This is a genomic window from Bradyrhizobium sp. USDA 10063 (assembly GCF_054063735.1).
The window spans coordinates 2568584-2582605 of record NZ_JBSSGP010000002.1; the positions used below are offsets into that span (position 1 = coordinate 2568584).

At 64.0% G+C, this 14022-nt stretch carries 10 protein-coding genes and 1 pseudogene; 4 read left to right on the top strand and 7 right to left on the bottom strand.

Features of this window, described 5'->3' with window-relative positions:
- Positions 1-148: 148 nt before the first annotated feature.
- On the top strand, positions 149-1351 hold the full coding sequence (locus tag ACVJGD_RS14570; protein ID WP_456634988.1) for an HlyD family secretion protein: 1203 nt from the start codon (positions 149-151) through the stop codon (positions 1349-1351).
- Positions 1352-1355: 4 nt separating this feature from the next.
- Positions 1356-2963 carry a DHA2 family efflux MFS transporter permease subunit gene (locus ACVJGD_RS14575; protein ID WP_456634989.1) on the top strand — a complete coding sequence of 536 codons (1608 nt, stop codon included), beginning with the start codon at positions 1356-1358 and terminating at the stop codon, positions 2961-2963.
- Between the two features lie 144 nt (positions 2964-3107).
- On the opposite strand, the gene ACVJGD_RS14580 is transcribed toward ACVJGD_RS14575, so the two are convergent.
- Both ACVJGD_RS14580 and ACVJGD_RS14585 read right to left on the bottom strand, forming a co-directional pair.
- Positions 3108-3791 carry an endonuclease/exonuclease/phosphatase family protein gene (locus tag ACVJGD_RS14580; protein ID WP_456634990.1) on the bottom strand — a complete coding sequence of 228 codons (684 nt, stop codon included), beginning with the start codon at positions 3789-3791 and terminating at the stop codon, positions 3108-3110.
- Positions 3788-5935 carry a VTT domain-containing protein gene (locus tag ACVJGD_RS14585; RefSeq protein ID WP_456634991.1) on the bottom strand — a complete coding sequence of 716 codons (2148 nt, stop codon included), beginning with the start codon at positions 5933-5935 and terminating at the stop codon, positions 3788-3790. The genes ACVJGD_RS14580 and ACVJGD_RS14585 overlap by 4 nt, the downstream gene beginning before the upstream one ends.
- Positions 5936-6187: 252 nt before the next feature.
- On the opposite strand from ACVJGD_RS14585, the gene ACVJGD_RS14590 reads away from it, so the two are divergent.
- A complete protein-coding gene (locus ACVJGD_RS14590; protein ID WP_456634992.1) occupies positions 6188-7222 on the top strand; it encodes an LLM class flavin-dependent oxidoreductase in 1035 nt (344 codons plus the stop codon).
- Between the two features lie 22 nt (positions 7223-7244).
- On the opposite strand, the pseudogene ACVJGD_RS14595 reads toward ACVJGD_RS14590, so the two are convergent.
- Positions 7245-7391, bottom strand: a pseudogene (locus ACVJGD_RS14595) ((R)-mandelonitrile lyase); the annotation flags it as partial.
- 34 nt (positions 7392-7425) lie between these two features.
- On the bottom strand, positions 7426-8655 hold the full coding sequence (locus ACVJGD_RS14600; protein WP_456634993.1) for an MFS transporter: 1230 nt from the start codon (positions 8653-8655) through the stop codon (positions 7426-7428).
- Positions 8656-8784: 129 nt separating this feature from the next.
- Here ACVJGD_RS14600 and ACVJGD_RS14605 point away from each other — a divergent pair, with 129 nt between their 5' ends.
- Positions 8785-9696, top strand: coding sequence for a LysR family transcriptional regulator (locus ACVJGD_RS14605; RefSeq protein ID WP_456634994.1), 912 nt, complete (start codon positions 8785-8787; stop codon positions 9694-9696).
- A 96-nt stretch (positions 9697-9792) separates the two neighbouring features.
- Here ACVJGD_RS14605 and ACVJGD_RS14610 read toward each other — a convergent pair whose 3' ends face one another.
- Genes ACVJGD_RS14610 through ACVJGD_RS14620 form a run of 3 tightly spaced genes read right to left on the bottom strand, consistent with a single transcriptional unit; the run spans position 9793 to position 14020 of the window.
- Complete coding sequence (locus ACVJGD_RS14610) at positions 9793-12384, bottom strand: two-component system VirA-like sensor kinase (protein WP_456634995.1); 2592 nt, start codon at positions 12382-12384, stop codon at positions 9793-9795.
- Positions 12381-13421 (bottom strand): cytochrome-c peroxidase, encoded by a 1041-nt coding sequence (locus ACVJGD_RS14615; protein ID WP_456634996.1) that lies wholly within the window; start codon positions 13419-13421, stop codon positions 12381-12383. The genes ACVJGD_RS14610 and ACVJGD_RS14615 overlap by 4 nt, the downstream gene beginning before the upstream one ends.
- The gene (locus ACVJGD_RS14620) at positions 13418-14020 is read right to left on the bottom strand and encodes a hypothetical protein (protein WP_456634997.1); all 603 of its coding nucleotides are present in this window, start codon (positions 14018-14020) and stop codon (positions 13418-13420) included. Before ACVJGD_RS14620 ends, ACVJGD_RS14615 begins: the two co-directional genes overlap by 4 nt.
- Positions 14021-14022: the final 2 nt, after the last annotated feature.

A 14022-nucleotide genomic window follows, 5' to 3' on the forward strand; every position in this document is an offset into this window, starting at 1 on the left:
CCATGCTTTAATATGACGCCTGTCATTCCATTGACAGACCCAATGTGGCGCCTATTTTGGAAAATATCAAGTTTCCTAATTGGCCCCACGCCTGAGAGATGGAAATTATCCAGTTTTAGCAAGGGGATAGAAAGTCTGGAGGGCCATCATGAACCAGCATTCCCCGACGCTAGAGGTCGAACGCCCGCTATCGGCCGCCGAGGTGCAGCGGCTGGCGCCGACGCCAGAGCCGGTCGTCCCCGCCCCAACTGCGTCGGCATCGATTAAAGGCAAGCTGCGGCGGATCGCTCTCGCCGGCGTCGCCATCGCCGCGCTGTCGGGCGCCGCCTGGTATGGCTGGGACTACTGGACCGTCGGCCGCTTCCTCGTCTCGACCGATGACGCCTATGTCAAAGCCGACAACACCACAATCGCGCCGAAAGTCTCCGGCTATCTCAGCGCGGTGCTGGTCGGCGACAATGAGCGCGTGAAGGCCGGCCAAGTGCTGGCGCGAATCGACGAGCGCGATTTCAAGGTGGCGCTGAACCAGGCCAGGGCCGACGTCGAAGCCGCCCGGGCTGCAGTTGCCAGCAAGCGTGCACAGCTCGATGTGCAGCAGGCGGTGATCGAGGCCGCGAAGGCGACGCTCGACGTCGACACCGCGACGCAGACCTTCGCCGCGCAGGAGAACAAGCGCTACACCGACCTCGCCACCACAGGCTATGGCAGCGTGCAGAACGCCCAACAGGCGCAATCGCGCTACGCCAGCGCGCAGGCCGCGGTGCAGCGCGACATCGCCAACCTCGCCTCCGCGCGCAAGCAGGTCGAGTTGCTGAAGGCGGAGATCTCGCAAGCGGTGGCGACGGTCGCCCGCGACGAGGCGATCGAGCAGCAGGCCGAGCTGAACCTCGGCTACACCACGATATCAGCGCCGATCGACGGCGTGGTCGGCAACCGCACGCTGCGCGTCGGTCAGTTCGTGCAGGCCGGCACGCAATTGATGTCGCTGGTGCCGGCGAGCGGCGCCTATGTGGTGGCGAACTTCAAGGAGACCCAGTTGACCTTCGTCCGCAAGGGACAGAAGGCGGACATCTCCGTCGACATGTTCCCGGGCCAGATCGTACATGGCCACGTCGATTCACTCGCGCCGGCCAGCGGCCAGGAATTCGCACTGCTGCCGCCTGACAACGCCACTGGCAATTTCACCAAGGTGGTGCAGCGCATCCCCGTGAAGATCGTGTTCGACGCGACGCCCGTCGAACTGCGCCCGGGTATGTCGGTGATCCCGACGATCGATACGCAGTCCCACGAAGATGCTGCGCAACATCCGGCCGCCGCGCCGAAGCCGGCCACTTCGATCGCCCAGAGGTGATGCCATGACGGACCTCACCCTCACAGCCACAGGACCCGCGCCTCGCGCGGTCCCCGCCAATCCGGACCGGGCCAGCGCCACAGTGTGGGTCTCCGTGCTCGCCGCGATGATCGGCGCCTTCATGGCGATCCTCAACATCCAGATCACCAACGCGTCGCTGCTCAATATCGAGGGCGGCATCGGCACCGGGGTCGACAACGGCTCCTGGATCTCGACGTCGTACCTGATCGGCGAGATCGTGGTGATCCCGCTCACCGACTATCTCAGCCGCGTGTTCTCGTTCCGCAACATCATGATCGGCCATGCGACACTGTTTGCGATCTTCTCCGTCGCCTGTGCCTTCACCCACGACCTGCCGTCGATGATCGCGATGCGCGCGTTGCAGGGCTTTTTCGGCGGCGTCCTGATCCCGATGGCGTTCACGCTGGTGTTCACCAAATTGCCCAAGGTGCAGCAGCCGATCGGCTTGGCGATGTTCTCGATCGCCGTGACCTTTGCGCCGGCGATCGGCCCGACCATCGGCGGCTATCTCACCGAGAATTACGGCTGGCAGACCATCTTCTTCGTCAACGTGGTGCCGACCGCGGTCATGGTGACCATGCTCTATTTCACGCTGGAGCGGCAGCCGATGCAGCTCGGCCTGCTGCGCGAGGGCGACTGGCTTGGCATCGCGACCATGGCGATCGGCCTCTCCGCGCTGCAGACGGTGCTGGAGGAAGGCAACAAGGACGACTGGTTCGGCTCGCCCTTCATCGTCAAGCTTGCCATCGTCGCCGCGGTCAGCCTGTCGCTGTTCGTGATCATCGAGCTCGTCGTCGAGAAGCCGCTGATCCGGCTGCGGCTGCTGACGCAGCGCAGCTTCGGCTTCGGCACGATATCGGCGGTGTTCGTCGGCTTTGCGCTGTTCGGTTCGGTCTATCTGTTGCCGGCCTATCTCGGCCAGGTGCAGCTCTACAACGCCGAGCAGATCGGCCAGGTGCTGGCCTGGACCGGATTGCCGCAGCTCATCTTGATCCCGCTGGTACCGAGACTCATGCAGCGCTTCGACGCCCGCTACATCGCCGCCGTCGGGATGGCGCTGTTCGCCGCAAGCTGCTTCATGAACACGCAGATGTCGCTCAACTATGCCGGCGACCAGCTCTTCGTTCCCAACATCATTCGCGCCATCGGGCAGGCCTTGATGCTGGCGCCGCTCAGCGCCGTGAGCCTCGGCAGCGTCGCGCCGCAGGACGCCGCGGCGGCCTCCGGCATCTCCAACATGATGCGCAATCTCGGCGGCGCGATCGGCACCGCGCTGCTTGCGACCATCGCCACCAAGCGCGAGCAGTTCCACTCCAACATCATCGGCCAGTCGGTCGACCTCGGCCGTGACGTGGTGCGCGAGCGCATCGCCGAGATGACCAACTACTTCACGGCCCACGGCATGGCCGACCCGGCCGCCGCGCGACATCAGGCCATCATCGCGCTCGGCAACACCGTCAAGCGCCAGGCGCTGGTGATGGGATATAGCGACACGTTCGCCGTGCTCGGCTTCGTGCTGGTGCTCGCCGGCATTGCGATCCTCCTGACCGGCAAGCCGAAGGGCGGCGCCGCCCCCGGCGGCGCGCACTGAAGGCGTTCTCCCTCTCCCGCTTGCGGGAGAGGGTGTCTCCGCGATCGACACTCCCCGTGTGGAGAGAGCCCTCACCCGCTGCGCAAAGAGCGCAGCGACCTCTCCCGCAAGCGGGAGAGGTGAAGGGAACGCGCGGAATCGTCCCTATCCACCAAACACGATGTCCGCCACCACGGGAAGATGATCCGAATAGGCTCTCGCCTCACGATCGGTCCAGGCTTTGAGGATGTCGCCGTCACGATCGACATAGATGCGATCGAGACGCAGAATCGGCAGGCGCGACGGAAAGGTTCGCAGGCGCGTCCGCACCGGACAACATCGGACCAGCACGCGCCGCACCGATTTCACCCAGAACCAATCGTTGAAATCGCCGAGCACGATGGTTCGCGGCGCCTTGGCAAGATCGGCCAACGCCAGCGCCTGGGCATGCCTCTCATGAATGCTCAATCCAAGATGCGTCGCAACGACCGACACGTGCCCGAGGGGCGTATCGACCATCGCAGAGATCGCGCGCCGCGGCTCGCGCTCCTGGTAGGACACGTCGGTGATGACGGGCGTGCCGATGAAGGGATAGCGGCTCAGCAGAACCTGGCCATAATCGCCATCCTCGGTGATGATCGAACGCGCTTCCACCCGGTGCGCGCCGACGACGCCGACGAGCCGCTGGAAGGGATCCTCGGTCGCACCACGCGAATCGATCTCCTGCAGGGCCACGATGTCGGGCGACCATTTTCGCAGGATCGAGCAGACGCCATCCAGGTCGAACCTGCTGTTGAGGTTGAACGTGCCGTGCACGTTCCACGTCATGACCCGGATCACGTCGGTCATCTGCGCCGCCCGGCAAACCAGGTGACGACGAACTGCGCTGCCAGGCAGAGCGGGAGCCAGATCGCGATGATCAATCCGAGCTGCAGCGCGCCCCACCAGGAGGCATGCCTTGCAAAGTCGGCGATCTGTGCACCGAGCGCGGCCATCGCGATGATCCCCGGCGCCATTCCGAGCGCGGTTCCGATCAGGAAATCGGTCAGCCTGAGACGGCTGGCGCCGGCCAGCATATTGACCACGGAAAATGGCGCCACCGGCACCATCCGGATCATCGCGATCGCGAGCACGCCTTTGCCAATGATCCGTTCCTGGACACGCAAGGCGCGGCGTCCCAGCATCGATTGCAGACGCTCTTGACCGAGAAAGCGCCCGATGAAGAACAGCAAGGTGGCGCTCGACAGCACGCCGACGGAAGCCGCGACAAACCCCTTTATAGGCCCAAGCGCGGCCGCGGTCGCGGCGATCAGGACGACAACGGGGAAGATCACGAGACCGCCGACGACGAACGCAAGAACGGCAGCCGGAGGGCCGAGCGGCGATTGCGCGTATTTTCCGATCAACCCCGCCACGTAACCGACATCCGTATAGCTGCTCAGGAACGTGTAGCGCCAGGCCAGCGTCAGCAGCGCAAGCGACGCGATGATCCCCAGGACAACCGCCATGGTCCTTGCCGTCCACGTCCGGTCCGCCGCGCGCTGCAGATCGAGCGGCTCCTTCGGATCGGCGATCGGCTGCAGGATCTCGGTGAAGGGACCAAAGCGGGCATCCTCCAGATCCACGGGAAGCAGCACCTTCTCGGAGCGAGATGCCGCATGAGCATCGAGGAATTCAAGCAGGCACTCTTCGTTGGCCTCGATCGTGCTTTCGCTCAGGCCGCAGTGATGCGCGAGCAGGCGATGGCGGACATTGCGAATGAACCGGCGATGCTCGTCATCGCCGGCCTCGAAACACAGGTCGCATTCGGTATCCGCCCCCATCGAGCGGTTGTTGATATTGGACGAGCCGATCCGCAGGAATTCGTCATCGACCGTCATCAGCTTGCTGTGAACCATGACGGGAACAGCATCGTCGCCGTCTCGTGACAACGGGTACAGCATGCGAACGCGCGAGGCGACTCCGGCGCGATGAAACGGACCGACAAAGTCGCCGCGACCGCCTTGCATGGTCCGCGACTCCAGCCATGACGCATGCCGCTTGGGGGTGACGATCAGGACGCGCAGGTCCGGTACCTCGCGCATCCGGCTTGCGAGCGCCTCGGCGATCTCGGCTGAGCTGGTGAACTGGTTTTCGATGTAGATCAGCTTCCTTGCCGCGGCGATCGATGCGTAGAACAGCCGCTCGACCTCGTGCACCGGCGGTGAGACGCTCGTTCCGAGCTCTGTTCGCGCAATGCCGAGCGGAATGTTTTCGGCTTGCGGCGCGACCGAGCCCGGCCATCGCTCCGCACCGCTGATCGTGCTCGGCATCGTGCCGCAGCCCGCAGCCTTCCACCGCTTGAACGCGAGTTCGCCGAGCGCTCTCGCCGCACCGCCATCCACCATGCACTGCACGTCGTGAAAGGGAGGATAGGCAACACCGGCCGGATCCCTGCGGAAGGAATGATGCAGCGCATGTTCGGATGTGTCCCAGCGCCGGATCGTGAGGTCGAGCCCGCCGACGAAAGCGAGCGAATTGTCGATCACGACGAATTTCTGGTGCTGCGCCGAGCCGAGCGGCAGGCTCGAATCCAGGCAGACTCGAATCCGGTTGGTGGGGCTGGCTAATTTCTTTGCCGAATGGCGCTCGCGCTCGCGCGCATAGAGGGCTGCGAAATCCCAGATCAGGATGTTGATGTCGAGAGCATCCCTCCGCTCGACCAGGGTCTTGAGGAATGGACCAAGCGTATCCGGCAAGCCATCATCGGCCATCGCGGATGGCCCGACAAGCGGCGTCTCGGAGTGGATATCCCACCCGATGATGAAGACCTGCCGCTCGGCGCGCAGCAGCGCCTCGCGCAAGGCGCCAAAATACTCCGCAGCGTCGTTCAGGACGGCGACACGACCAGCGTCGCACTTTCTCCAGATGGTGTCGCCCGGAACGAGCACGGATGAGCTGCGGGGCAGCAATATTGTCGCGGCCGATTGCACCTTTTCCATCCGAACGTTCATCGACTCCCACCGGTCGGTTGAAACGCCCCAGCGCAGGTCGGGTTCCTGCCCCCAGGCGGCGCCTCGGGCAGTGACGGTCAGGCAAAATGCAGGAAACCAAGCGTTTCGCGGCCTGGCCTTGCCAGATACTGCCCAGTCATTATGTCGCGGTGAAGCCAACTGACGCCTGCCCGTCCGGGCCGGCCCTCCCCCTTTCGTAGATTGGACGCTTTCGGCGCGCTGCGCTAAGCCGCGCCCAACCGGATATGACAAATGACCACATCGCTGGAATTCGGGCTCGATACCTTTGGCGACGTCACCCGTGACGGTGCCGGCGCGCCGCTGCCGCATGCGCAGGTGATCCGCAACGTCATTGACGAAGCGGTCCTGGCCGACGAGCTCGGGATCGATTTCATCGGCCTCGGCGAGCACCATCGCGCCGACTTCGCGATCTCCGCGCCCGAAGTGGTGCTGGCGGCGCTCGCGGCGCGCACCAGGCAGATCCGGCTCGGCTCCGCCGTGACGGTGCTGAGCTCGGACGATCCGATCCGCGTCTTCCAGCGCTTTGCGACCGTCGATGCGGCATCGAACGGCCGCGCCGAGGTGATCCTCGGCCGCGGCTCGTTCACCGAGTCCTTTCCGCTGTTCGGATTCGACCTCAGCCAGTACGAAGCGCTGTTCGAGGAGAAGCTCGACCTGTTCGTCGAATTGTTGAAGCAGGAGCCGGTGACCTGGCAGGGCAAGTTGCGCGCCCCGCTGAACAACCAGCGCGTGTTTCCGCCGATCGAGCACGGCCGGCTGAAAACCTGGATCGGCGTCGGCGGCAGCCCGGAGTCCGTGGTGCGCGCCGCGCGCTATGACCTGCCGCTGATGCTCGCCATCATCGGCGGCGATCCGAAGCGGTTCGCGCCCTATGTCGAACTCTACCACCGCGCCTTCAAGCAGCTCGGCCGCCCGGCCAAGCCGATCGGCGTGCATTCGCCGGGCTATGTCGCCGATAGCGACGAGCAGGCGCGCGAGGAGCTGTTCGCCGACTACAAGACCATGCGCGACCGCATTGGCGGGGAGCGCGGCTGGCCGCCGATGGGCCGCGACGAGTTCGTGCGCGAGGCCGAGCATGGTTCGCTCTATGTCGGTTCGCCGGAGACGGTCGCACGAAAGATCGCCGCCACCGTCAAGGCGCTCGGCATCGCGCGCTTCCAGCTCAAATACTCGGCGGGCCCACTACCGCACGACAGGCTGATGCGCAGCATCGAGCTCTACGGCCGCAAGGTGGTGCCGCTGGTCCGCGATATGCTGGAAGGCTAGGCCGTGTAGAGGACAGTTGCTTTCATTGTTGTTCTCCTTTTGCGGCACGGTCGCCGTACTGTTCGTCCGTTACCTTTTCCATCCACTCGACCGGGCTGCCATTGAGTGCCTTCCGAATCGCGATATGGGACATCGCCGTCTTCGGAGACGCGCCGCGCCAGTGCTTATCACGGCTCATGTCGATCTCCCGCGAAGACGCCGCCTCACGCAGCCGGGCTTGCTGGCACACAAGCTGCGCACTGCGAGTCGGCCTTCGCCTTGCGACGAAGCGCTCCGACCAAAATCACGAACGACGAGAGGGCGAGGATGACGGCGCTGAACAGAAAAGTGGCCCGATAGCCGCTGCTATCGAAAAGCACGCCGCCGCCCGCAGCACCCGTTGTGATAGCGAGCTGAACCACCGCGACCATCAGACCTCCGCCTGCTTCCGCGTCATCAGGCAAAGCCTTGCTGAGCCAAGTCCACCAGCCAACGGGTGCCGCCGTGCCGATGAAGCCCCACAGGAACATCAGCGCCGCCGTCGCGCTAAGTGAGGAACCAAATGCTGTCAGTGCGATGGCAATCGCGGCCATCGCGAACGGCATGAACACGAGGGAAGCGTAAAGGCGCGCGCGGATGACAAATCCGATCAGTGACGTGCCGACAAGACCCGCAACGCCCATCACAAGCAGAAGGGCCGAAATGGTCGTGACGTCGACGCGCGTCACCGTTTCGAAGAATGGCCGCAAATACGTGAAGAGTGCGAACTGCCCGAGGAAGAACAGCGCGGCTGCGAGCATGCCGTAGGGTACTTCGGAGCGGCGCAGGACTTTGAATGCCGCTGCCGCGCCAGCTCGCTCTTGGCTCGGCATCTTGGGCAGTGTGACGAACTGCCAAAGCAGGGTCAGCGCTGCAATCGGTACGACGCAAAAGAATGCGCCACGCCAGCCGATGTACTGACCAAGGAAGCTGCCAAGAGGCGCGGCAATCGTCGTCGCAAGGGCATTGCCGCCATTGAGAACCGCAAGTGCGCGCGGCACATCCTTGCCCGGCACGATGCGGATCATCGTTGCGGCGGACATCGACCAAAAACCTCCGATGGCCATGCCGACGAGCGCGCGTCCGACCATGAAGACCGTGTAAGTGGGCGCGACGGCAACAACGACGCCGGAGACCAGCATGAGGCCGGTCAGCCACAGCAAAATGGATCGCCGGTCGATACCGCGCGTCGCGGCTGAGATGAAAAGACTGGTCAGGATGGCGAAGATGCCGGACACGGAAATGGCTTGCCCAGCCTGTCCCTCCGTCAAATGCAGGCTATCCGCCATCGGCGTGAGCAGGCTCACAGGCATCCATTCGGATGCAACAAGCGTCGAGGCGCAAAGCGTGAGCGCGAAGACAGCGCTCCATGCGACCATTGGTTGCGTTGCCTTTTGATCGGTCGTGACTTCCATCGGGCACCCATATGTCGAGAAGCGCCAAGCAGGCGCTGTTCACGGCAAGACATAGAGCCCCGAGCGGCCTTCGATTAGCCGGCATAATTCGCTTGCATTAATCGACGCGGGCCATGAATACTGGCGGGCATGGCAAGCCAAGATTTCAATGACTTACTGGCCTTCGTGGCCGTCGCCCGCGAGCGCAGCTTTACCAAGGCCGCAGCGAAACTCGGCGTCGTGCAGTCAACGCTCAGCCATACGATCAAGCGCCTCGAATCGCATCTGGGCCTGCGGCTTCTCACGCGCACGACCCGCAGCGTCAGCCTGACCGAAGCGGGCGCGCGTCTTGAGCAATCGCTTGCGCCGCGCATCGAGGAAATCGAGCGCGACATCGCGGCGCTGATGTCCCTGCGCGACAAGCCATCTGGCACCATCCGGATTACGCTCTCGGACCATGCGCTGGAAAAGGCCGTCTGGCCGAAGCTGTCGCCAGTGCTAAAAAAATATCCCGACATCAAGGTCGAGTTCAATCTCGACACAGCGTTTCGCAACATCGTCGAAGACGGCTTCGACGCGGGCATCCGCCTCGGTGAGAGCGTGGAAAAAGACATGATCGCGGTGCGCATAGGCCCGGATTGGCGGCTTGTCGCGGTCGCTTCGCCCGCTTATCTGAAAGAGCATCCCAAACCCAAGCACCCGCAAGACCTCGTAAAACACGTCTGCATCAAGCGGCGTGAGGCGGCAGGCGGTCACTATGTGTGGGAATTCGCCAAGAATGGTCCTGACCTCCGCGTGCGCGTCGAGGGGCAAGTGACGTTCAACGACTCGCGCGCGATGATCGACGCCGCCGTGAAAGGTTTCGGCATCGCCTATCTCCCCGAAGACATGGTTGCACAGCACGTCCGGTCAGGAGAGCTGGTCATCGTGCTTGACGACTGGTCGCCGAAATTCCATGGCTACTATATCTATTACCCGACGTCCCGGCAGAACTCGGCTGCATTCAAAGTGATTGTCGAAGCGCTACGGCATCATGAAGCACGGCAAAGAAAACGCGGCTAAAGCGGGATCACGTTTCTTCGAGTCGTCATCCGCTTCAGCTCCTCGTTTGAGCATGATCTTTTCGGAAAGCCGCTTCACACTTTTCCGGATCATGCTCTAGGACTTGGCGTGGGGCTGCCGCCGCGAGCCGATCGGACGCCGCAGCCGCGACGACAGCGATGGCGAGCCAGCGATCGGGTCCGTGGGTTCGGCATGCGACGCGCGTAACGAGCGGACCTGCGGTTTTGCTTCCGGCTCCTTGCGTGCCGAGCAGTTGCTGAGCGCAGCCGCGATTTCCGACGTGACAAGCGGCCAATGCACGACGTCGCTGATGCCGGCGGTCACCAGAGTGTCGGCTCCGATTTCTTCGGTCGATCTCGCCGCCAACACGATCGGAAGATGCGGCGCGGCCGCGTGCAGCGCCGCCGCCGCTTCCACCGACGCGGCCGCCGATCCGAAATAACCGACGATCGCCGCATCGAACCGGTCGGGCTTGGCGCGGCAAGCGTCGCACGCCGCGGCGGCCGTACCGAATCCGACCGGCTCGTAGCCGATCGCCGCCAGCGTTTCCTCGTCTCGCAGCAATCGCGCCTGATCGCTGGTGACCATCAGCACGGTCTCGCCCCTTCCCACCGGCAGCATCGCCGGCTTGATGTCCGAGATCGGCGCCGCCATCGCCACGCAAGGCAGCCAAACCTCGAAGCGGCTGCCCTTGCCGGGCACGCTCTGCACGTTCATCGCCCCGCCATGCTCATGGACGATCTCGCGGACCGTCGCCAGCCCCAGGCCGTTTCCGGAGGAACGCGTGGTGAAAAACGGCTCGAAGATGCGCGCCAGTGTCGCCTCGTCCATGCCGCGGCCGGTATCGGTGACCACGATACAGACATAGCGGCCTGGTTGAAGCGTGTCGTGACTGAGCGAACGGACCTCGGTGATTTCACGGATATCCATCGCTATTTCGACACGGCCATGATCGCCGATCGCCTGCGCGGCATTATTGCAGAGGTTGAGGATCACCTGCTGCAACTGCGCAGGCTCGCCGGACACGATGGCGGTGGCCAGCGGCTCGCGAATCGCGAGATCGACGTTGGCCGGCAGCGAGACATTCAGCAGCGAAACCGCCTCCGTCACGAGGTTATGCGCGCTGAGCGGCCGGCGGCGCGTATCGCGGTGCCGTCCGAACAGGAGGATCTGCTCGACCAGGTCGCGCGCCCGCTCTGCGCCGCGGCGGATCGCACGGAGGTTCTGCGCGAAGCGGTTGTTTTGGCCGAGATGCTCCTCGATCACTTCGGAGTGGCCGAGGATCCCGCCCAGGATGTTGTTGAAGTTATGCGCGATGCCGCTGGTGAACGTGCCGATCCGCTCCATGCGGCGCGCCTGCTGCAGGCGCTCCTCAAGGCGCCATCGCTCCCGTTCCATCGCGTGCCGCCCAACCGCGTACATGATGATATCGAGCGCCATGCGCAGGAGACTGAGTTCGACGGCATCAGTGACCCGGCATGGGCGACCGATCGTGTCGAACCCCAGCGCAACGCTGGTGCCCTCCTGGTCGACGCCCGTCACGCAGGCCCATGCACCGAGGCCAACATCCGCCAGAGCTTTTCTGTCCTGGCCGATCGGCAACGAATTGACGTTTGGGATATGAACCACGCCATCCACGACCGGCGCGAACCGAGCCGCAAGTGCCGGCGCGCCTTCCGGCCAGCCGGGTGGAAAGTCCTTGCCCGCCCTCGACCAGCCGTACAGCCGGGGGGTCGCCCCGGACCACACCACATAGGTGCGGTCGCAGTTGGTGCACAGCATCAAATCGGCGAGCGCCCGTTCGATCTCGCCATCAAGGTTCTCCGGCAGCACGTCGATGAAGCGCATCGAAATGCCCGCGATCACGTGCTCAAACGTGGCGCGCCGTTCAAGTGCCTTGGCATGCGAACGCACGCGAAGGCCGAGGTGGACCAGGAACGCGACAAGGAGCAGTGATGTCACGTAGAGCAGCCAGCGAAACTCCCGGGCCATCGTTCTCGACTCGTTTTGCCGCACAAGGAGCAGGCTGCGGAGCTGTTCCTGCTCGAGCCTCGGCTGGATCGCCCGCATCTCCTTCAGCACGCCATCAACCGCGGGCAACAGGCCCTGCAGCAGCCGTCCATGCGCCAGCAATGGCCCGATGACATCGCCGTCGAACGGGCGCGCCTGATCGGCAAGTCTGTCCAGTCGCTCCTTGACCTCGCGCACTGCGCTGTCCGACGTGTCGAGGGTCAGTTGCAGCATCGCCGCCGCGGCGGCGCTGATCGAAGGCCCGAGATCGGCCGCCGTCGCGTGAAGGCTGAAGCGCTCGAAGAACGCCAGCGAATTGTGCAGGAGCGCATTGTCGCTCTTGAATCGTTCGACGAGCTCCTCCTGCCGCGCCAGCGACGCCTCGAGGCGGCCCACCGCCTCGCTCGTATCGGCGTCGATTGCCGCCGACTGCCGCAAGCGGTCGAGCGATTTGTGCAGCGCATTGATCTCGCGGACCAGCGGATCGTAGTTGCGCAGCGCGCCGGTGCGCGCGGTGAAGACGTCGCGATAGAGCGCGGCATCCAGCATCGCAAAACGATCGAGCTCGGCGAGCGCGCGATCGAACCTCTCGGCCTCCGGATTGATCGCGCGCAGCGACAGCCAGGTCAGCAGCAGGACGAGCGCGAATACGATCGTCAGGGCGCGAATCGGCGTCATGGCGACGCTCCCTTGACGGGCATGCCACGGTAGTTTCCGGTCAGCGTCTGCAGGAATGCGACAAGCGCGGAGACTTGGTCATCCGACAAGCTACGGTCGAGCTGCGCTGCCGCCATCCGGCGCACCGCTTCCTGGAGCGTGGCGGCGCTGCCGTCATGAAAATACGGCGCCGTCGTCGCCACATTGCGCAGGCTCGGCACGCGGACGACGTCGGGCTTCGCATGGACCAGCGGACGGAATATCCCCTGGCGCTGGAACAGATTGCCGCCGACATTGACTCCCTGGTGGCAGGAGATGCAGCCAAACGACTTGAATATCTCGTAACCGCGAAGCTCCGCGGACGATAATGCGGACGTGTCTCCGGCGAGCCAGCGATCAAAGCGGCTTCCCGGCGTGATCAGTGATTTTTCAAAGGTCGCCAGTGCGTCGAGGAGGCTCGACCGGTCCGGCGCGCGGCCGTAGGCGGCGCGAAACTGTCGCACGATCTCGGGATCGGCGTTCAGCCTGGCGACGACGTCTTCCACGCTGGTGGCCATGTTGGCCGGATTCTCCAGGGACGATTCGGCCTGCGCCTCGAGCGTGCGGTAATTGCCTTCCCAGTTCAGGCGGAAGCTGAGCGCCGAGTTGAAGATCGTCAGCGTATCAAATGGAGCATTTGAACCGTCATGTCGCACCATCGCGGCATCGCGGCTGGCGCCATTGGTATTAATGTCATGACAAGAGGAGCACGCCAGCTTCCCGTCTTTTGACAGGCGGGTGTCCGCAAACAGCCGTTCTCCGAGGGCAAGCTTGAACGGATCGGCCGCGGGAGGCTCCGGAATGGGCGTGATCGGTTCCTGATCGGCGATGGGAATTGGGCGCGAAGCTGGAGCGGTCGGAATGGTTTGCGTGGCTGCGCCGGTGGCAATCAAGAGGAGCACTGCGCAAGCCCATGGCGGCCAGCGGCGCGCGCGCAGCATTCCCGCCACGGCGGGCGCATGCGCAGCCGCAAGATTCGCTCGGCTCCAATATCCGGCCAGCGACCGTAACCGCATCATTGCCGACCATTCCCGCGGCTTTCCAGATATGCGATGTTGCTATTCTCGGCATCGCCGCGGCTTTCGAGGCTTCGCAATTCTAACGCGACAGGCGGATGGTGGCCGCGCGGCTCGTCGGGTTCCAGCACGTAAGGGTACATGCCTTGCGCATAGGCGGCGCAACCCTCGAGCACCTGCGCAACCGTCCAGGACATCACCGAGAGAATGACGCTGTGGAATGCGACGTCGCTGCAGACGGCGAAGGTTCCGACGACTTTCAGCATCAGCCTCGACGGCCACCACAATGCATCGTTCGCGGAGGGCCGCTCGCTGGCCGGAGTGGCCTGCATCATCAACGGGCGCATCGTGTATCGGCGGGCGGCGCTGGTGCGGCGGTCGGTCGGCCATCGGCTGGCCGGCAATTTTTTCCTGTCCAACTTCATTGACATCTCCCGAGGATTTTTCACCCTTGAGAGATTGCCGCCTGCATGTTGCGACAGCGTTCCAGCCCCGGAGTTAAGAGCTACGGTTGTAATGGAACCCGCCGCGCCTGCGGGCGCGAAACTCAGGTAGCTCGAACCAGCACTTGCGACCATCCGCCGCACGGCGCGGTTCGCCATCG

Coding starts and splice junctions, on each gene's coding strand:
- ACVJGD_RS14600 (WP_456634993.1), bottom strand. CDS start 8,655: ATGGAAGTCACGACCGATCAAAAGGCAACGCAACCAATGGTCGCATGG.
- ACVJGD_RS14590 (WP_456634992.1), top strand. CDS start 6,188: ATGACCACATCGCTGGAATTCGGGCTCGATACCTTTGGCGACGTCACC.
- ACVJGD_RS14605 (WP_456634994.1), top strand. CDS start 8,785: ATGGCAAGCCAAGATTTCAATGACTTACTGGCCTTCGTGGCCGTCGCC.
- ACVJGD_RS14615 (WP_456634996.1), bottom strand. CDS start 13,421: ATGATGCGGTTACGGTCGCTGGCCGGATATTGGAGCCGAGCGAATCTT.
- ACVJGD_RS14575 (WP_456634989.1), top strand. CDS start 1,356: ATGACGGACCTCACCCTCACAGCCACAGGACCCGCGCCTCGCGCGGTC.
- ACVJGD_RS14620 (WP_456634997.1), bottom strand. CDS start 14,020: ATGGCGAACCGCGCCGTGCGGCGGATGGTCGCAAGTGCTGGTTCGAGC.
- ACVJGD_RS14570 (WP_456634988.1), top strand. CDS start 149: ATGAACCAGCATTCCCCGACGCTAGAGGTCGAACGCCCGCTATCGGCC.
- ACVJGD_RS14580 (WP_456634990.1), bottom strand. CDS start 3,791: ATGACCGACGTGATCCGGGTCATGACGTGGAACGTGCACGGCACGTTC.
- ACVJGD_RS14585 (WP_456634991.1), bottom strand. CDS start 5,935: ATGAACGTTCGGATGGAAAAGGTGCAATCGGCCGCGACAATATTGCTG.
- ACVJGD_RS14610 (WP_456634995.1), bottom strand. CDS start 12,384: ATGACGCCGATTCGCGCCCTGACGATCGTATTCGCGCTCGTCCTGCTG.